The organism is Kribbella deserti (assembly GCF_042434725.1).
Classification (GTDB): domain Bacteria; phylum Actinomycetota; class Actinomycetes; order Propionibacteriales; family Kribbellaceae; genus Kribbella; species Kribbella deserti.
This window is the reverse complement of the sequence record NZ_JBHLTC010000005.1, coordinates 119,566-137,472: the sequence shown is the minus strand read 5'-3', so window position 1 is coordinate 137,472 and position 17,907 is coordinate 119,566. Positions and strand designations below refer to the sequence as shown.

16 protein-coding genes are annotated in these 17,907 nt (G+C 68.2%); 7 read left to right on the top strand and 9 right to left on the bottom strand.

Features of this window, described 5'->3' with window-relative positions; translation table 11 throughout:
- Nucleotides 1-92 precede the first annotated feature (92 nt).
- The 6 genes from ACFFGN_RS04715 to ACFFGN_RS04690 all read right to left on the bottom strand — a co-directional run bounded on the left by ACFFGN_RS04715 (nt 93) and on the right by ACFFGN_RS04690 (nt 7,640).
- Entirely contained in the window at nt 93-3,440 is a 3,348-nt protein-coding gene (locus ACFFGN_RS04715; RefSeq protein ID WP_380044053.1) for a S8 family serine peptidase, read from the bottom strand.
- 464 nt (nt 3,441-3,904) lie between these two features.
- Nucleotides 3,905-5,032, bottom strand: a complete 1,128-nt coding sequence (locus ACFFGN_RS04710; RefSeq protein ID WP_380044052.1) for an ArsO family NAD(P)H-dependent flavin-containing monooxygenase — start codon at nt 5,030-5,032, stop codon at nt 3,905-3,907.
- Nucleotides 5,033-5,034: 2 nt separating this feature from the next.
- Nucleotides 5,035-5,457 (bottom strand): arsenate reductase ArsC, encoded by a 423-nt coding sequence (locus ACFFGN_RS04705; RefSeq protein WP_380044051.1) that lies wholly within the window; start codon nt 5,455-5,457, stop codon nt 5,035-5,037.
- A gap of 27 nt (nt 5,458-5,484) precedes the next feature.
- Nucleotides 5,485-6,564: an ACR3 family arsenite efflux transporter gene (arsB, locus tag ACFFGN_RS04700; protein ID WP_380044050.1), complete on the bottom strand. Its 1,080-nt coding sequence runs from the start codon at nt 6,562-6,564 to the stop codon at nt 5,485-5,487.
- Nucleotides 6,561-7,223, bottom strand: coding sequence for an arsenate reductase/protein-tyrosine-phosphatase family protein (locus ACFFGN_RS04695; RefSeq protein WP_380044049.1), 663 nt, complete (start codon nt 7,221-7,223; stop codon nt 6,561-6,563). The genes arsB and ACFFGN_RS04695 overlap by 4 nt, the downstream gene beginning before the upstream one ends.
- Nucleotides 7,224-7,274: 51 nt before the next feature.
- Nucleotides 7,275-7,640, bottom strand: a complete 366-nt coding sequence (locus tag ACFFGN_RS04690; RefSeq protein WP_380044048.1) for an ArsR/SmtB family transcription factor — start codon at nt 7,638-7,640, stop codon at nt 7,275-7,277.
- A 155-nt stretch (nt 7,641-7,795) separates the two neighbouring features.
- Here ACFFGN_RS04690 and ACFFGN_RS04685 point away from each other — a divergent pair, with 155 nt between their 5' ends.
- The 4 genes from ACFFGN_RS04685 to ACFFGN_RS04670 are packed head-to-tail and all read left to right on the top strand — an operon-like array spanning nt 7,796 to nt 11,959.
- Entirely contained in the window at nt 7,796-8,035 is a 240-nt protein-coding gene (locus ACFFGN_RS04685) for a hypothetical protein (RefSeq protein WP_380044047.1), read from the top strand.
- A complete protein-coding gene (locus ACFFGN_RS04680) occupies nt 8,032-9,306 on the top strand; it encodes a M28 family metallopeptidase (RefSeq protein ID WP_380044046.1) in 1,275 nt (424 codons plus the stop codon). Before ACFFGN_RS04685 ends, ACFFGN_RS04680 begins: the two co-directional genes overlap by 4 nt.
- A complete protein-coding gene (locus ACFFGN_RS04675) occupies nt 9,303-10,715 on the top strand; it encodes an FAD-dependent oxidoreductase (RefSeq protein ID WP_380044045.1) in 1,413 nt (470 codons plus the stop codon). The genes ACFFGN_RS04680 and ACFFGN_RS04675 overlap by 4 nt, the downstream gene beginning before the upstream one ends.
- Nucleotides 10,715-11,959: an MFS transporter gene (locus ACFFGN_RS04670; protein WP_380044044.1), complete on the top strand. Its 1,245-nt coding sequence runs from the start codon at nt 10,715-10,717 to the stop codon at nt 11,957-11,959. The genes ACFFGN_RS04675 and ACFFGN_RS04670 overlap by 1 nt, the downstream gene beginning before the upstream one ends.
- Here the strand turns inward: ACFFGN_RS04670 and ACFFGN_RS04665 are convergent.
- Complete coding sequence (locus tag ACFFGN_RS04665) at nt 11,930-12,994, bottom strand: flavin-containing monooxygenase (protein ID WP_380044043.1); 1,065 nt, start codon at nt 12,992-12,994, stop codon at nt 11,930-11,932. The two genes, ACFFGN_RS04670 and ACFFGN_RS04665, sit on opposite strands and share 30 nt — an antisense overlap.
- A gap of 78 nt (nt 12,995-13,072) precedes the next feature.
- Here ACFFGN_RS04665 and ACFFGN_RS04660 point away from each other — a divergent pair, with 78 nt between their 5' ends.
- Nucleotides 13,073-13,414 carry an ArsR/SmtB family transcription factor gene (locus ACFFGN_RS04660; protein ID WP_380044042.1) on the top strand — a complete coding sequence of 114 codons (342 nt, stop codon included), beginning with the start codon at nt 13,073-13,075 and terminating at the stop codon, nt 13,412-13,414.
- A gap of 67 nt (nt 13,415-13,481) precedes the next feature.
- Nucleotides 13,482-13,634 (top strand): hypothetical protein, encoded by a 153-nt coding sequence (locus ACFFGN_RS04655; protein WP_380044041.1) that lies wholly within the window; start codon nt 13,482-13,484, stop codon nt 13,632-13,634.
- A 51-nt stretch (nt 13,635-13,685) separates the two neighbouring features.
- Here the strand turns inward: ACFFGN_RS04655 and ACFFGN_RS04650 are convergent, their stop codons facing one another.
- Nucleotides 13,686-14,486 carry a CPBP family intramembrane glutamic endopeptidase gene (locus tag ACFFGN_RS04650; RefSeq protein WP_380044040.1) on the bottom strand — a complete coding sequence of 267 codons (801 nt, stop codon included), beginning with the start codon at nt 14,484-14,486 and terminating at the stop codon, nt 13,686-13,688.
- Nucleotides 14,487-14,638: 152 nt separating this feature from the next.
- Complete coding sequence (locus ACFFGN_RS04645; protein ID WP_380044039.1) at nt 14,639-15,220, bottom strand: 4'-phosphopantetheinyl transferase family protein; 582 nt, start codon at nt 15,218-15,220, stop codon at nt 14,639-14,641.
- Between the two features lie 24 nt (nt 15,221-15,244).
- Here ACFFGN_RS04645 and ACFFGN_RS04640 point away from each other — a divergent pair, with 24 nt between their 5' ends.
- Nucleotides 15,245-17,905 (top strand): AMP-binding protein, encoded by a 2,661-nt coding sequence (locus ACFFGN_RS04640; RefSeq protein ID WP_380044038.1) that lies wholly within the window; start codon nt 15,245-15,247, stop codon nt 17,903-17,905.
- Nucleotides 17,906-17,907 lie beyond the last annotated feature (2 nt).

Sequence of the window (17,907 nt, the reverse complement as noted above, 5' to 3'; positions counted from 1 at the left end):
CCTACTTCGACGCCGAACACCACCCGCGCGTCACACCCGGCCGGTCGCGAGTCCCGCCGGGCCCGTCGTACGACCGGACCCGGCGGGCATCATCAGCGGAGACGGTAGGCGGAGATCACCGTAAGTTCGGCCTTGTTCCCGCTGGAATCGGCAGCCGTGGCCCGTAGGGACACGAATGCGGCTTGGCGGGGATGCTCGACCAATGCGGTCTGTCCCACCATTTTCGCCGGTCGCCACGTCACTCCGCCGTCGTAGGAGGCGTCGACCTTCAGCGAGGTGAGCGTGCCGCGGGCGGCACCGTTCTGGACGTGAATCGTGACGGGCACGGCGTACGGCCCACCGGCCGGAGCCTGATTCAAGTCATCCAGCTTCGGCGCGAACCGCATGATCATCAGCGGCAACGGCGTCGCCTCGGTGGTCGTTCCCGACCGGAAGGTCCAGGCGGCGGATTGCCGCGAGGTGAACGGCGAGTTGGTACGCGCCGCCTTAGTTTCCAGCCGGTACGTCGCCTGCCCGGCCGGTACCTCGGCGGCCAAGAACCCGGCCGAGGACGACGAGGCGACCTCCACGCCATCGCGCAACAGTCTGGCGCCCTCCGAAGTGGCGGTCGAATCACCCACGTGGTCGAGGTTCTGGCCGGAGTACGGCTTCAGACTGACCGTCAGTTCATCGCCTGCCCGGCACGAGCAGTTGTCCGGGTCCTGCCGGGGCACGAACGGCCCAACGTTCCATCGCTCGATTCCCACCGGACCCGCGTTCGCGAACACCCGGGGAGCGATGGCCACCTGGCTCGAGACCACCGCGTCGTTCTCCTTGTCGGACCACTGGGTGACGTTGGCGGGCCAGAACTCGAAGCCCGGCGAATACCGCTCAACGATCGTTCCAGGTGTCGCGGTGGCCGCGATCCAGTCCTTCTCGGCGACGCCGCCCGGCACCTGCGCGGCGATCCTGGTCCGCAGCTCGGCGAGATCGCCGTCACTGAACCGGCGATTCAGCGTCGCCGGCACCTTCCCGTCCTCGGACCACTTCAAGTGGTACTGGTACGGGCTGCCGGTGTAGCCGCCCTTCCCGTCCAATCTGGCGAGAAGGCCCGCCAAGTCGAAGTGGTACCGGCCCGGCGCCGACGTGCGCGACGGCCGGATCCGGATGTCCTCCAGGATCGGAAACAGCTCGGTGCCGCCGGCAACGAAGCCGACGGAGTCGTCTCCCGCGTATGGCGTGTCGCGCCAACTGGCGATCTCGTGTCCACCCAGTGCTGCTTCCCGGTGTTCGGTGCGGAAGCCGATCGGTACCGCGTCCCGGGCGTCCAGACTCAGCGTCTGGTTGCTCGATACAACGATCTCCGGTTCGATGAAATACGCCGCGCTGTAGCTGAAAGGCGCTTCGCTATTGATCCGGTAGAGGAACGAATCGTAGTAGTACCGGCCGGCCGGCAACCGCACGACGGCTGTGTCCTCCGGGTAATTCAGCAAGGAAAAGCCAGGCCTCTCCACGTTGACGATGAGGAAGTAGTCCGGCCGGGAAGGCCGACCGTTCCAGTCCACCGTTTTCACAGTCACGTCATAGCTTTCGACCTCACGGTGGAGAGCGATGATCGTACGGACACGAGTGGTTCCGGCCGTGGCGACGACCGCGCCTTTGTAATTCCCATCGGGGCCATCGATCGCGGGCTTCGCGGTCAGTTCGGTCGAGGCTGATCCATGCGCCGGAACGATCAAAGTGCGAGCCGAGATCGTGAACATCCCCGCGGGAGCTGGAACGCCCAGAGGACCCTGGACGTCGGTCGACAACGTCAAGGTGATCGGTTCATCGCCATCATTGCGATAGGTGACCGTGCGTGTCACCGGTTGATCATCGTGATGTGGCCAAAGCGCCGTACCTAGGTCCAGGCTGCCGGCCTCCGGATGAACTTGCTGTCTCGTGGCCCGCGCGACATCGACCCGCCCCGCCCCTTGCTGGTAGACCGTGAGGCCGGGAGTCGGCTCGGCACTGCCCATCAGCGCGGCCTTCAGTTGTCCGGGGGTCCAGTCGGGATGCTGCCCGGCCAGGATCGCGGCGGCGCCCGCGACGTGCGGCGCGGCCATCGACGTACCGCTCAACCGTGAGTAGCCGGTGCCGACCGGATCGCCGATCGTCGCATGCTGAGCCCGGGCCGCCACGATCCCGACGCCCGGCGCGGTGAGGTCGGGCTTGATCGCTCCATCGCCGCGGCGCGGACCGCGAGACGAGAACGGCGCCAGCTGGTCCGACCGGTCGACCGCCCCGACCGCCAGCGCTGAATCGGCGGATGCCGGGCTGCCGATCGTCTGGCTGCCCGGGCCTTCGTTGCCCGCAGCAACGACGAACAGCGCGCCGGTCTCGGCCGTGAGCCGGTCGACCGCTTGTTCCAGTGGGGTCGACCCGTTGCCGGGGTCGCTCGAGCTGAGGCTCATGTTCACCACGTCCGCGCCGTGCGCGACGGCCCATTCCATGCCGGCCAGTACGGCGGACTCGGAGCCGGATCCGTCGTCGCCCAGCACCTTGCCGTTGAGCAACTCGGTGCCGGGCGCGACGCCCTGGTGGCTGCCACCGCGGCCGGTGATGGTGGACGCGACATGCGTCCCGTGGCCCGAGCGGTCGTCCGCGCCGTACTCGCTGCCGGTGAAATCCTGCTGCTGGACGACGGCATCCGAAAGGTCGGCGTGGGTGGTGTCGATACCTGTATCGAGAACGGCCACCTTCGTGCCGGCACCGGTGTGCCCGCCCTGCCAAGCGGCCGGTGCCCCGATCTGTGGGACGCTCTGGTCGAGTGTGGCTCGTACCTTGCCGTCGAGCCAGACTTTGTTCACCCCGGCCGCCAGCGCGCTCTTCCCGTCGCCGCGAACGAGCTTCCAGAAGGCCGCCGCCTCGACCTTCGGTTTGCGAAGCGCGACTGCTCCTGCGCTCTTGAGCTCGCGCGCCTTCCCGTCGGCTTGCAACGCCCGGACCTTCTCGGTGCCCCCGGCAACGATCAGCGGGATGTCCGCGCGCGAGCGGTCGTCGTACCCGAACTCGGCCAGCTTGGTCACGTTGAACAGCCGCCGGTCGACCCGGCCTGCGGCAACCAGGGCCGCCGCGTCGTACGGCAGCACAAAGGTGTCACCGCCGACCTTGGAGATGTGGAACCCCATGCCGGCGCGTCCCGGCCCCGCTTGCGCGACGGGCGTCTTCGCCCCGCGCAGTGCGACTCGATCGCCCGAGATCAACGTGATCGTCTGGTCCAATCGGCTCGCACCCACCACCCCCGGGCCCCCGCCCCGCGGCGCATCCTGGCCTGCGCCTCGCGTCGCACCCTGGTCAGCGGGCCGTACCGCGTCCGGCTGCGCTGAGCTCGCCGCCGTACCGGTCAGCCCGGTCAGCGCCGCCGCCACCGTGGCGAACGCGAGCGCACCCTGCCCCAGCCTTCGTAGCCTCGTTCTCACGAATTCTCCTCATCATCGGGTTTCGCGTCCCCCGTCACCCTCAATGACTCCGGGCGCACCGCCCGCGTCACACCCATACCTGACCCGTCAGCGTCGCGCCTTCGTCGTTGAGAGGGTGGGGAAAATGGTGTGGTCGGTGCGTCGTACTCGATGCTTGTCGCAGGTCGCCGGTCACGGCGTTGATGCGGACGGCGGAACGCGCCCGTTGGCGTGGCATGACGGCGAGGTGACGGTGCTCGCTGCTCCGGGCGGTGCGGACGCGGTCGCGCAGGACGTGAACAGCGACGGTGGCCGGATTCGACGCCGAGCTCGGTCCGGTGATGTGGGTTGGAGATCAGGTGCAAACGCTGCCCGCGCTGACCGCCGGAGACCCGTTCTCCACCAGTGCGACGGTCGTCACCAACAACCACACCGCCGCGGGCAACAGCGCAGACGCACCGGGACGTTCCCGTCCCGTGACGGGGTCATGCGCCGCGTGATTCTCGGCGGATCGGGAACTGTGCGCTGGATTGTGTGAGGGCGGTGGCTAGGTCGCGCGCGGTGCGACCGACGCCGATCAGGGTTGCCGAGGCCGGGCCGGTCCAGTCGCCGTAGCCGACCAAATGCAGCCGAGGCTCTTGCACGGCTTGGGTTCCGTGGGTGGGGATGAGGCCAGCCGGGCCCCGCAATCTGAGGGGCGCGAGGTGGTGAAGGGCCGGCCGGAAGCCGGTGCACCAGATGATCACGTCGAGCTCGACGTGATCACCATTGGTCCACCGGACCCCGGATCGGGTGAGCCGTTCGAACGGGTCGCGGGCGTGCAGAACGCCCCGGTCGCGGGCGTCGCGAACGCTGTCGACCATGACGATGTCGCCGAGGCCGGCAACTCCGCCGGTGTCTGGATGTCCGGAGTCGTGGGCGCGGCGGCGGTTGGTGGCGAGCTGGAACAGCGCGTGTCCGTCGACGTCGTCGGGCAGGAAGCGTGGCGGGCGAGGGGTGACCCAGGTGGTGTCGGCGACGCGCGAGACCTCGGCAAGGATCTGTGCGGCGGAGTTGCCGCCACCGACCACCAGGACCCGCCGGCCGCTGAAGTCGGCCGCCTGGCGGTACTGGGCGGTGTGCAATTGCTGACCGGCGAATTGGCCCGGATAGGTGGGTATGAAAGGCCGTGACCAGGTCCCGGTCGCGGAGACGACTTGATCGGCCAGCCAGTTTCCGTGGTCGGTGCGAACCAGTAGGCCTTGGTCTGCTCTGCTCACGCCGGCCACCCGGACAGGACGGCGTACGGCGAGCTCGTACCGCCGTTCGTAAGCGCTGAGGTAGTCCGCGACGTGCGCGGCCAGCGGATAGCCGGAGTCCTCGGTCCAGGTCGGCATCATCCAGCCCGGTAGTGAGGAGTACCGGGTGGGCGAGAAGGTGCGAAGGCTCGGCCACATCTGAGCCCAGGCGCCGCCAGGTTGCTCTGCCGCGTCGAGGATGACGAAGTCGACGCCGGGAACGAGGCCCGCGCGTCGCAGGTAGAAGCCGGTGGCCAATCCGGCCTGGCCACCGCCGATGACGCAGACCCTGACGTGGCTGGCGTCAGGGTCAGCGACCGGGTGCGGGTCGGACAAGGTCAGTCGCTTGCCTTGTCGCCGGGCAGCAGCTCGGCGAGCAGCGCGCGAACGCGGGCGTCGATCTCGTCGCGGATCGGCCGTACGGCGTCGATGCCCTGCCCGGCCGGGTCTTCGAGTTTCCAGTCGAGGTACTGCTTGCCCGGGAAGTACGGGCACTCGTCGCCGCAGCCCATGGTGATGACCACGTCGGAGGCCTTGACGGCGTCCTCGGTCAGCGGCTTGGGGAACTCCTTGGAGATGTCGATCCCGATCTCGGCCATCGCCTCGACCACAGCCGGGTTGAGCTGATCGGCCGGCTGAGATCCGGCGGACCGTACGACGACGCGACCGGCGGCGTGGTGGTCGAGCAGTCCGGCGGCCATCTGGGAACGACCTGCGTTGTGGACGCAGACGAACAGAACTTCAGGGGTGGACTCAGGCATATCGATGCTCCTCGCAGGGGTTGATGCTCAGCTGATGGTGTCGGGATAGAAGCGGCGCTTGGCCCACAGTGAGGCGTAGACCAGAGCGACGAGCACGGGGACCTCGATGAGAGGGCCGACGACGCCGGCGAGGGCCTGGCCGGAAGTGACGCCGAAGGTGCCGATCGCGACGGCGATGGCGAGCTCGAAGTTGTTGCCCGCGGCGGTGAACGCCAGGGTCGCGGTCTTGGCATAGCCCAGGCGCAACTGGTAGCCCAGGGCAAACGATCCGCCGAACATGATGATGAAGTACGCCAGCAGGGGCAGGGCGATCCTGACCACGTCCAGTGGCTGGCTGGTGATCGCGTCGCCTTGCAGGGCGAACAGCATGACGATGGTGAACAGCAGTCCGTACAGCGCGACCGGGCCGATCTTCGGCAGGAGCGAGCTTTCGTACCAATCGCGGCCGCGTGTCTTCTCCCCGATGGTGCGAGTGAGGTATCCGGCGACCAGCGGGATGCCGAGGAACACCAGCACGCTGATGGCGATCGCCCCGATGGAGAACTCCGCACTGGTCGTCGCAAGACCAAGCCAGCCCGGCAGCAGTTGCAGGTAGAACCAGCCGAGTGCGGCGAAGGCCACGATCTGAAAGACGGAGTTGATCGCGACCAGAACTGCGGCAGCTTCACGGTCACCACAGGACAGGTCGTTCCAGATCAGCACCATGGCGATACACCGTGCGAGGCCGACGATGATCAGGCCGGTGCGGTACTCGGGCAGATCCGGGAGCAGCAGCCAGGCGAGGGCGAACATCAGTGCCGGCCCGAGTACCCAGTTCAGGACCAGTGAGGCGATCAGGAGTTTGCGGTCGCCGGTGACACGGCTGGTCTCGGTATAGCGGACCTTGGCCAGCACCGGGTACATCATCAGTAGCAGCCCGATCGCGATCGGCAGGCTCACCGACCCGACTTTGACCGAGTCGAGTGCGTCGTCCAGACTCGGGATGAGTCGTCCGAGGACCAGACCGAGTGCCATGGCGGCGATGATCCAGACGGCCAGGAACCGGTCGAGGAACGACAGCTTCGCGACGACGGCCACGTCGCCCGGTGTGGTGGTGGTGTCGTTCACGCGATGGCTCCTGCGTGCTGGTCGACGAGTTCGGCGAGTAGAGCGCGAACGCGAGTGTCGATGTCGTCGCGGATCCGGCGGACCTCTGCGGGGCTCCGCCCGGCGGGGTCGTCGATCGCCCAGTCGTGGTACCGCTTGCCGGGCAAGACCGGGCAGGCGTCACCGCATCCCATCGTGACCACCACGTCGGCTGCGCGAACGACGTCATCGGTCAGTGGTTTCGGATAGGCCTGATTCAGGTCGAGGCCGAGCTCGGCCATCGCGGCGGCGACCGGTGTCTCCACGTCGGCGGCCGGGTGGGATCCGGCCGAGCGGACCGCGACCGTGCCGGCGGCGTGGTGCGCCAGGAGAGCCGCGGCCATTTGGGAGCGGCCTGCGTTTGCGACGCACAGGAACAGCACCTGCGGGACAGGGCTGACGATCGCGCCTTTGGCATGGGCCAGCGCGGCCAATCGGTCACCGGCGAAGTGTTCGGCCAGAGCGGGAAGGTGCCGCTGGATGCTGGCGGTCCGGTACAGCGCCACGTAGGACTCGTGCACGACGCGTTCGATCGTTTCAGCGTTGAAGACGCCGGTGTACTTGCCGGCCAGCCGTTCGGCGGCACGACCGAGCACGGTGTCGGTATCGAGCAACGAGAGCTCTTCGGCGGTTGGGGGCATGACGATATCTCCCTGATCGGGCGGTGATGAAGCGTGCGGTGGGCTTGGGTGTCAGTGCGCGAGTACGACGTCCTCGGGCACCGACAGCAGAGCCGAGATCCAGCGCAAGCGGTCAGGGACGGGCCAGTAGTAGACCCAGGTGCCACGGCGTTCGCAGTCGACCAGCCCGGCCTCGCGCAGGACGCGGAGGTGGTGGGAGATGGTCGGACCGGACACGTTGAAGTGTGGCGTGATGTCGCAGACGCAGACCTCCGCGCCGGCCGAGGCGATGATGGACATCAGCCGGAGGCGGATCGGGTCCGACAGCGCCTTGAACACGGCCGCGCCAACGCCGGCTTCGGCCTCGTCGAGGGCCGCGACCGAGATCGGCGTACAGCAGCCACCGCCACGTGTCAGATGGACGTCTTGTTTCGACATGCGTCTATCTTGACTTCTGTCTAACCAAGATGCAAGGTGGGGATCGCTGTTTAGATGAACGTCAACTTAGTGCCGGCCGTTCGAATTCGACGGCAGGCGGGGGAGAACCCCGTATCCGCACTGATCCGCTGCTCGCCCGACCCGAAGGATCGACCATGAGTACTGAAATCACGACCAGCACCGGCGGCTTCGCCGGCGACCCGGCGGCCGCGTTCACCCCGCCGGCGGCGGGCAGCTGTTGCGGCAGCACGCCGAGCAGCCAGGCTGGTAGCGAGGCCCCGCAAGCGTCCGGTTGCTGCGGAACCGACACGGCGGTTGCTGCGAGTTCGTGCTGCGGTGAAGCTCCGGTCGGCCAGGCCGTCGAGCCTGCCGCTGCCGGTGGGTGCTGCGGATGAGCACCGCGTCGCCCGGGCCGATCACGGCTCAGGCCGTATCGACCCGCAGCGGCGCTTCGGTCGACTCGACCCGCAGCGGCGCTTCGGTCGACTCGACCCGCAGCGGCGCTTCGGTCGACGAACTGCTGCAGACCGTTCGAGAGCTTGCGTCGGAGCGGTATCAGGGCCGCCGGGTCGGTACCCCCGGCGGCAGGGCCGCTGCACAGTGGCTGGCCACGCGTCTCAGCCTGCTGGGAGCGACGGCGCGGCTCGACGGGTTCGAGGTGGACGGCGTCAAGGAGTTGCTGTCCACCCCGGTCCTGACCATCGGGCAGCGCAACTTGACGCATCGCCGGGATTTCGCGGAGCAGCTCAGCTCCGCCGAAATCACCACAGCGCGCCGGGGACGTCTTGTGGCCGCTGATGCCGATACGTGGCGCGATGGCTGGATCGTGGTCGCAGCGGCCGATCAGCAGGCGGTGGCGCGAGCGCTCGCCGAGGATGCCGCTGGTCTGCTGGTGCCGCGAGGCGTCGATGAAGCGGGCTGGATGCCGAAGATGATCGCCGGCCCTCCGATGGGTCAGGTCGCGATCGTGTCAGTACGCGGCGACCTGCACGCCGAACTGGCCGACCACGCCGGGGAGACGCTGACGGCCTTCGTTCCAATGAGGACCATCAGCACGACTGGGATCAACGTGTACGGCGTACTGAGCGAACCGGCGCCGGGCTGTCCGTCGGTGCTGCTGACGGCGCATTTCGATGGTGTCGGCGATGACCCGGAGGTGCGGTTCCCCGCGGCTGCTGACAACGCGTCCGGCGTCGCCGTCGTACTCGAAGCGGCGCGGTTGCTGTCCAGCGCTATGCCGACTGGTGCCGGCCTCGCCGTCGCGTTGCTCGACGGCGAAGAAGCCGGGGCACGCGGCTCGGCCCACCACGCCCCTCAACTCACGGCCGGAACGCTCGTGATCAATGTCGACGGTGCCGCACAGCTCGGCGACGCGGCTGCGGTCGAGGCCGGCGGACCCGCCGAAGCGCTGCTGGCCGCGCTCGACCAGGCCGGACGACGTGCCGGCGTACCGCTTCGGGCCGGCGCGATGGCATCGGACAACCGGCGCTACGCCGCCACGGGACTGCCCGCGATTGGTATCGGCATGGGCATGCCCGGCTATCAAACACCCGCCGAAACCGTCGATCGGGTGGATCCCGCGACGCTACTGGCCGCCGTCGACCTTGTCGTCGCAACGGTCATCCAACTTATCAAAAACCCTGCACAGCTTGGAGAAATCGCATGACCTCCACCTCATCCGACCTGCCGGTCGCGGTCATCGGCGCCGGTCCCATCGGTCTGGCCGCCGCCGCGCACCTGGCTGAGCGCGGCAGCAACTTCGTCGTACTCGAGTCCGGTTCGATGGTCGCCGCGGCGATCGACGAATGGCGCCACGTCAAGCTGTTCAGCCCGTGGCGCTACGACATCGACACCGCTGCCCGGCGCTTGCTCGACCAGGCCGGCGGCTGGACCGAGCCGGATCTCGATGTGCTGCCCACCGGTGGGGACCTGATCGATTCCTACCTGGCGCCGCTGGCGAAAACCCCGCAGCTGAGCGGCAAGATCCGGTACGACGCCGCCGTGGTGGCGATCACCCGGGTCGGCTTTGACCGGATTCGTACGGCGGGTCGCGAGGATGCGCCGTTCCTGATCCGGCTGTCCGACGGTTCCGAGCTGCTTGCTTCGGCGGTCGTCGACGCGGCCGGGACCTGGCGTCGCCCGAACGTGCTCGGTGGATCCGGCATCCCCGCGCGGGGCGAGACCGAAGCCGCGCAGCACATCTCGCGCGCGCTGCCCGACGTGCTGGGTCGTGACCGGGAGCGCTTCGCCGGCCGCCGTACCGCCGTGGTCGGGGCGGGCCACTCGGCCGCCACGACGCTGCTCGACCTCGGAGACCTGGCCGAACAGGTACCCGGTACCGAGGTCGTGTGGGTGGTCCGGGGTGCCGACCAGGCTCGTACGTACGGCGGCGGCGACGCGGACGAGCTCCCTGCCCGCGGTGCGCTCGGCTCCCGCCTCAAGCACCTCGTGCAGAGCGGCCGGATCGAACTGGTCAGCAGCTTCCGGATCGAAGCGATCCAGCCGAGCGACGGCAACCGGATCGAGTTGCTCGCGGGGGAGCGACGTGTGGTCGCCGACACCGTGGTGAACTCCACCGGCTTCCGGCCCGATCTGGACATCGCCGGCGAACTGCGCCTCGACCTGGACCCGATCTTGGGCTCCACGCGTGCACTCGCGCCGTTGATCGATCCGAACCAGCACTCCTGCGGAACTGTGCCTCCGCACGGCGCGGACGAGCTCGCGCATCCCGAGCCGGGCTACTACGCGATCGGCGCGAAGTCGTACGGCCGGGCGCCGACGTTCCTGCTGGCGACCGGCTACGAGCAGGCGCGATCCGTGGTGGCCGCGTTGGCCGGCGACTGGGAGGCTGCCCGCGACGTCCAGCTCGATCTGCCCGAGACCGGGGTGTGCTCCTCCAACCTCGCCGACAACAGCACTGCCGACGAACCTGCGGGTGGTTGCTGTGGCCCGGCCCCGCAAGCGGTTGAGCTTTCCGCACCGTCCGGACGAGGCCTTGCCACCGGCATCAGCGGCGGCCTGCTCACCGTCGTCGACGACAAGCCCGCCGCCACTCAGTCGGGCTGCTGCAACTGATGGATAGACCGACGATCACCGCTCCTGCGGCCGGACCGGCCCGGGGCGGTGATCGTCGCGGCGCGCCCCGGCGCCTGGTCGCGGCGCTGGCCATCACCCAGACCGCCGGCTACGGAGTGCTCTACTACGCCTTCAGCGCACTCCTTGGTTCGATGAGCCGTGACCTCGGCATCTCCACCGCCACCGCCGCCGGGGCTCTGACTACTGCCGTGCTGGTCACGGCTGCGATGTCGGTGCCGGTGGGACGCTGGCTCGACGCCCGCGGCGGTCACGCGCTGATGACGACCGGATCGGTGCTCGGGGTGATCGCAGTGCTGGCCTGGTCCCAGGTCCAGACCACTGCCGAGCTGTACGGCACGTTCGTCTTGATCGGCGTCGCGTCCGCGATGGTGCTGTACGAACCGGCCTTCGCCGTGATCGTCGCGGTGACGGCTCCGGCAAGCCGGGCCAACGCTCTGCTCGGGATCACGCTGGTGGCCGGATTCGCCAGCTCGATCTTCATCCCCCTCACCGGCCAACTGGTCGTCGCGTTCGGCTGGCGGGACGCGCTGCTCATCCTGGCTGTAGTACTGGCCGTTACGACGATTCCCCTGCACGCGATTGCGCTGCGCCGTACTGCGCCCCGCCGCCAGGTCGCCGGCGTGCGCAGGGCCGGCGCATCGCGGCGGGTATTGCGGGATCCGGGCTTCTGGCTCTTGGCCGCCGCGTTCGTGCTGCACGGCGCGGCCTTGGCGACCATCGCCGTTCACCTTGTCCTGTACCTGACCAGCCTGGGCCATTCGCCCGCGCTGGCCGCCACGATGGCCGGGCTGCTCGGCCTGTTGTCCGTGACTGGCCGCGTGGTCACGACGTTATCGCTGCGACTGTTGCCGATGGCCACCATCGCCGCCGGGATCTTCGTTGTGCAAGGTGCCGCGATCGCGGTGCTGCCGTTCGCAGGACAGGATGCCGGGGGAGCGGTGGTCTGTTTGGTGCTGTTCGGACTCGGGTTCGGTGTGGCTTCGATCGCCACGCCGGCGATCCTCCTGGACCGCTACGGGGCGACCGGCTACGCGACGATCGCCGGGACACTTGCCACTCCGGCGATCGTCGCCAAGGCGACCGCCCCGTTGGGTGGTGCGCTCCTCGCGATGTCTGTCGGCTACCGCCCGGTCATCCTCACCGTCGCCGGCGCATGCCTCGCGGCCGGCGTCTGCCTTGCGCTCACCCGGCGCCTACCGGCCCCGGCGAAGCTGCCTGGCTAGTGCCTTCACCACGAACTTCGCGTCCCGATGCACACCCCGCAGCGTGTTCGAGGAGAAAGACCGCTGGAACTCCAGGCCCAGGAAACCCAGTCCGGGCTGGGTTGTGGACAAGCCCCGGCGATGCAACGGCAGGCCGTCCTCGGTCAACGCACCGAGACCGGCTAGATACGGCAGATTGGGGCGGTATCCGGTAGCGAACACGACGACGTCCACGCGCTGGCGCTCACCGTCAGGCCACACCACCTGATCCTCGGTGAATGCGGTGAAGACCGGCCGTTGACCAAAGCGCCCGGCAGCCAAAGCCTCGGCGTACCTGCCTGCGTCGAGCACCGGCTTACCGCTGAACAGGCGCGCCAACACCGATGGAGGCAGCAGGTCCACGCGCAGCGCATGCAGCCAGAAGTGCAGGTCCTTACCGCCTCGAACCTGCGGTACGAACTGCACTGGCGCCCGCACCGCCAGCGTGACCGCCGCGTGCTCAGCCAGCTCGTAAGCCACCTGAACCGCAGAGTTTCCAGCGCCCACAACAACGACCTGCTTGCCCGCATACGCCTTCGGATCGCGATATCCGGCCACATGCAGGACTTCGCCGGTGAAGCTTTCCGCCCCGGGAATCGCCGGGACAAAGGGATTGGTGAACGAACCCGATGCGGCGATCACCGCACCCGCGCGGATCGAGTCACCTGCCTCGGTGCGTACCAGCAAGCCATCACCTTCGGTCGCGACCGAAACGGCCCGGGTCTTGGTCCGGATCTCCACGCCAAGGCCATCGGCGTACCGCTCCAGATAGGCGACAACCTCGTCCCGAGACGGATACCGGTCCGGGGCGCCCGGGAACGGCGTACCTGGAAAGGCGCTGTAACGCGCGGGGGAGAACAGCGTCAATGAGTCGTAGTACGACGGCCATGAGCCCACCGGGCGATCGCCTGCCTCCAACACGATCGGCGTCAAACCCGCATCACGCGCCGCTTGAGCACCCGCCAAGCCCGACTGGCCGCCGCCGATGATCACCACAGAGTCGGTTCGAAGAGTCATGGCTGAAACATATCATCAATCAATAATATGATGATATTGCGATATGGGCTACGCTGAGGCCGACGAGAGGAGTGGGCAATGGCGCGGGAGGTCTCGGCCGGTGGGGCGCAGTGCTCAGCGCCGGCGTGCGGTCAGGTTGGACTCGCTCCTGCCACGCACGAGTTTCTCAAGGCGCTGGCCAGTCCCACCCGACAGCGGATCATGCTGCTCTTTGCCGACGGTGCCGAATTGTCGGTCAATGAGGTCGCCGAGAAGGCCGGCGTTGGTCAATCCGCAGCCTCGCAGCAGTTAGACCTCCTGCGCCGCGGAGGGATCGTCACCTCCCGTCGTGACGGAAAATCGGTCATCTATCGCGCCGACAAGGGGCGAAGCGCGGCAGCGCTCGCGGACCTTCAGTCGTACCTGCAGAACTGCTGCTGACGCCTCGGCATGCCCGCTGGGCTACCTTTCGCATGTCTCGTGGGGATACGACTCACGGAAGAAGTCAGTGGCTGGGCAGGGAGCGTGGAAGGCCGAACCACGGAAGGACGCTGTTGTCGAAACGGGTCACGGCGGAGATCCGGTCGCCGGCAAGGGTGAGGACGACAAGCCCGATCCCGTGCCGGATGCCGTTGGTGGGCGCGCGGTGACGACGTGGTGAATGCTCCACGAGCGTGGCGCTCGAGCCGTAATGGCCGGTGAGGCTGGGGGATCAGATGAGGTTGAGTGCCAGCGCGATGATGCCGCCGACCATCGAGATCAAGGTCGTTCCGACGTGCATTCCGATCGACAGCCGGATGTCCTTCTTCTTCCAGACGAACCATGGCCCGGGGAAGAAGAAGATCAGCTTCGACAGGAAGGTCCAAGGGGCCCAGAAGTGGTACAGCGAGAACAAGACCGTGCTGAGTACCGGCGCCCCTTTGCCCAGGTGTGCGATGCGGGGCAGGAGGAATCCGCGGAAGTAGAACTCCTCGATGAGCGGAAGCGAGATTCCGGTCAGCGGCAGGCAGATCGCCAACGTGGTGAGCATGACCGATCGGCCGTACCCGTCGATGTAGGTGGTGGCGCTGCCGCCCGCATCGGCGTACGGGAGCCAGGTGAAGAAGTGGTCGAAGACGAAGCCGTCCAGCGGTATCAGCGCGGTCGACACCACCATCATCCACAAGAACAGGGGGACGGTCATGGCGACGAGCTTCCCCCTCGGCAACGGCTTCTCGGTGTAGTGCAGCACACCGCGCAACGAGAACCGGCCGTTGCGAATACGCCCCAGCCAGTACAAGCCCGCCATCAGCGGCCCGAGGACCAGACACAAGGCGATCGCCCAGCCCAGGAACACCGGATAGCCGACCGCCAGCACGAACGGTTCGGCGACCAGCAGATACACCGCCACAATCAGCGCACCGGGCACCAGGTGCAAAGCGATGGACAGCGGCAACGAGTGCCGATCGGCCAGCAGCCGCCTTGTTACTGCGTGTGATGGACGGGCTTTTGTGGGCCTCTGCGTGTTCTCCATGCCGCCAACCGTGGCCGGTTCACCCGACACCGCCCTGACACAACGCTGACATGTTCACCGCGCGCTCATAGTGATCGGCCGGCGCCCGGGCGCCGGCATCTGCGACCGTCTGCGAGGGCTGAATCCCGGGCGGTACGGCACGGGGAGGGGTGCTACGGAGTTGGCCCCTTGGTCGGGTGCAGCCAAGGGGTGAGCAGTGGGGTGCCGTCGACCACCTCGAGTACGGCGTCGGGCTGGTCGGTGGCCACGGTCAGAACGTGCCCGGGTGCTGGTGGAGGGAGTTCGTGGACCGATAGGCCGGTCCCGCCACCGGCCTTGAATCGGGCTTCGGCGATTGTCCAGGCAACGACGTCGTGCACCGGCCGGTCGGCTACCCGCTCGACATCCACGCCGACCCGGCCGCCACCGGTGAGGATGGCCACTGTCACCACCTTGCCACTGTGTGACACCGATACGTCGAGGCCGGTACCTGGCAGGGTCGGCCGTCCGTGCCAGCCGCCGCAGTCGGCACAGATGCGGTCCACTCGCAACCCTGCGGCTGGAACGCCGAGCTGGGCGCCGGCGGCTGCCCGGAGCAAGGCCGCGCCGAGCATCATCCGGGCGCGATCCGCCTCTGAGGCACTGCGGCCGACGCGCCACCGCTCTCGCTCGTCGAGCAGCTCCAGCAACCCGACGTCTGCCGCGGCCAGGCCCACGGTGAAGACCGTCACGGCCGCAGGTTGTTGAGCAGTCATGAATTCTTAGGTTAGCCTCACCTTGTGTTCCTGCCGCAAGCCCGGCCGACTACCGGCGCTGACCTGGTATCCGATGCCGCCGAATACCACCAGCCCGCCCTGATCGACGCGGCCGGTTCGTTGACCTATGGAGAGCTGACCGAACGGGTCGACGCGCTCGCTGCCGGCCTTCCGGCCCTCCGTACCGGACGCCGACTCGTGCACATTCCGCTCGAGGCGAGCCGCGAGCTGGTGCTCGGCTACCTTGCCGTGCTCAAGGCCGGACACGTTGCGCTGATCACGCCGCCCGAGCATGTGCCGATCACAACTGCTTATCCGCCGGATCTGTGGCTGCGCAACGACGGCACCTTCGCCAGTGCGAGCGACGACGGCACCTTCGCCAGTGCGAGCGACGACGGCACCTTCGCCAGTGCGAGCGGCGGCGACCTTGCCGACGTCGATCCGAAGCACGAGCTTCACCCGGACCTCGCACTGCTGCTGAGCACGTCCGGCAGCACTGGCTCGCCCAAGCTGGTGCGGCTAAGCCGTGCCAACCTGGTCAGCAACGCGGACGGGATAGCGGCCGCGTTGTCGATCAGCCCTGCCGACTGTGCGATCACCTCGCTGCCGCTGCATTACTGTTTCGGCCTGTCGGTGCTGAACGCCCAACTCCGGGCCGGTGCGACCGCCGTACTTTGGCATGGATCGGTGACTGACCCGGCTTTCGCTGCCGAGCTGCGCAGGAACCACGTCAGCTTGCTGCCTGCAACACCGCACCTGGTCGACCTGCTCGACGTACAGGGATGTTTGGACGACCTACCCTCGCTGCGGCTTCTCGCCCAGGCCGGTGGCGCGCTGCCGCCCGCACGGGTCCGCGAGCTGGACGCGCGCGGCCGGCTGGGCGGGTGGGGGCTGGCTGTCATGTACGGACAGACCGAGGCGACCGCGCGGATGGCTGTGCTGCCACCGGAACTCGCCGGTGAGTACCCGGATGCCGTGGGATGGCCGATCGCGGGCTCGGCGTTCCGGTTGGATGTGGCCGGCATCGAGCAGCCCGCCGACGCCGATCCCGCTGACGGGCCGGTCGGTGAACTGGTGTTCACCGGTCCCGGCGTCATGCTCGGGTACGCGGAACACCCCGACGATCTCGCGCTCGGCCGGATGCACTCCGACCTGCGTACCGGCGATCTGGCCACGATCGACGCCGACGGCCTGGTCCGGATCGTCGGGCGGCGCTCCGACCACGTGAAGATCATGGGCATCCGGATCGACCTCGGCCAGGTCGAGCGCGCGCTGCACGGAGCGGGAATCCCGTGCTGCGTCACTGGTACCGACGAACAACTGCAGGTCACCTACCGAACCAGCGACCGGGATCCCGCAGCGATTCGCGCCCAGGCGGCGTCTGCGGCCGGCCTGGGCGCATCCGTGGTGTCGGTGCACGAGGTGGCCGACTTCCCGACGACCCCCAACGGCAAGTACGACCGCCGCGCGTGCGCCGCATTGCACGCCGCCGACGCCGCGATCGCGGCGTCGGCGGTCACCACAGGCGACGCACTGGCCGCGGTCACGCAGGTCCTCGCACCGTTGGTCGGTCACCGTGCGATCGACCCGGACCGGTCGTTCGCCGAGCTCGGCGGAGACTCGTTCAACCACGTCGCGGCCTCCCTCGGGCTGACCCGCCTGCTCGGTCGGCTGCCACCCGACTGGCACCACCGGCCGGTCCGCGACCTCGTCGAGCTCGCCGCCCAGCACCGAGAGCGGCTGCCCGCCCGGCGTGCGCTGACGCAGCGCGTCGAGGCGACCGTGATCCTGCGCGGCGTGGCCGTGGTGACCATCTGTGGCAGTCACGTCGGACTGTTCCGCCTCGCCGGCGGTGCGCACATCCTGCTCGCGGTCGCCGGATTCTTGTTCGCCCGGTACGTTCTGATCGCCCCGGAGACGGCGGATCGGGTACGCCGGACTGCCCGGGCCGCGATCGGAATCGCCGTACCGGCGGTCGTCGTGGCAGCCGTGATGGTCGTCGGCTTCAGGTCCATCCACTGGTCGAATCTGGCGCTTGTGCACTGGCTGGTCCGGCCACGCGACATCAACATCTTCTGGTTCGTGGAAGCGCTGTTGATGATTTCGGTTCTCACCACGGCGCTGCTGGCCTTACCGCGGGTCCGGGATGCGTACTCCGCCGACCCGTGGCGTACGGCGATGGTCGCGCTCGCCGTGCTGCTGGTGCCTCGTTACCTCGTGGTCGCGTTGTCGGACGGGGCGGTGCGGGGCCTGCCGCACACAGTGGCCTGGCTGTTCGTTGCCGGCCTCGCGATGGCTGTCGCGGACACCCGACGACGCCGGCTGATCGCAGCTGGAGTCGCGGTGCTGGCGACGATCGGCTTCTTCCCCTCGTGGGAGCGCAATCTGACCATCCAGATCGGGCTTCTGCTGCTGGCGTTCCTGCCGGCCGTGCCGGTTCCGCGCCTGCTCGTCGGGCCGCTCGGCGTACTGGCGGCTGCTTCGTTGCACATCTACCTGGTGCAGTTCCAGGTGTTCGCGTTCTTCGATACTCCTATGGTTCAGTTTGCCGCTGCACTCGTCGCAGGCCTCGGGTTCTGCGCGCTCAGCACCTACGTGGTGCGCCGTCTGCCGTTGCCGGATCCGACCGGCGGCGCCTTGATCCGTCGTCTCAAGACGGCGAAGCACTCTGTGAGAGAGGTTTGACC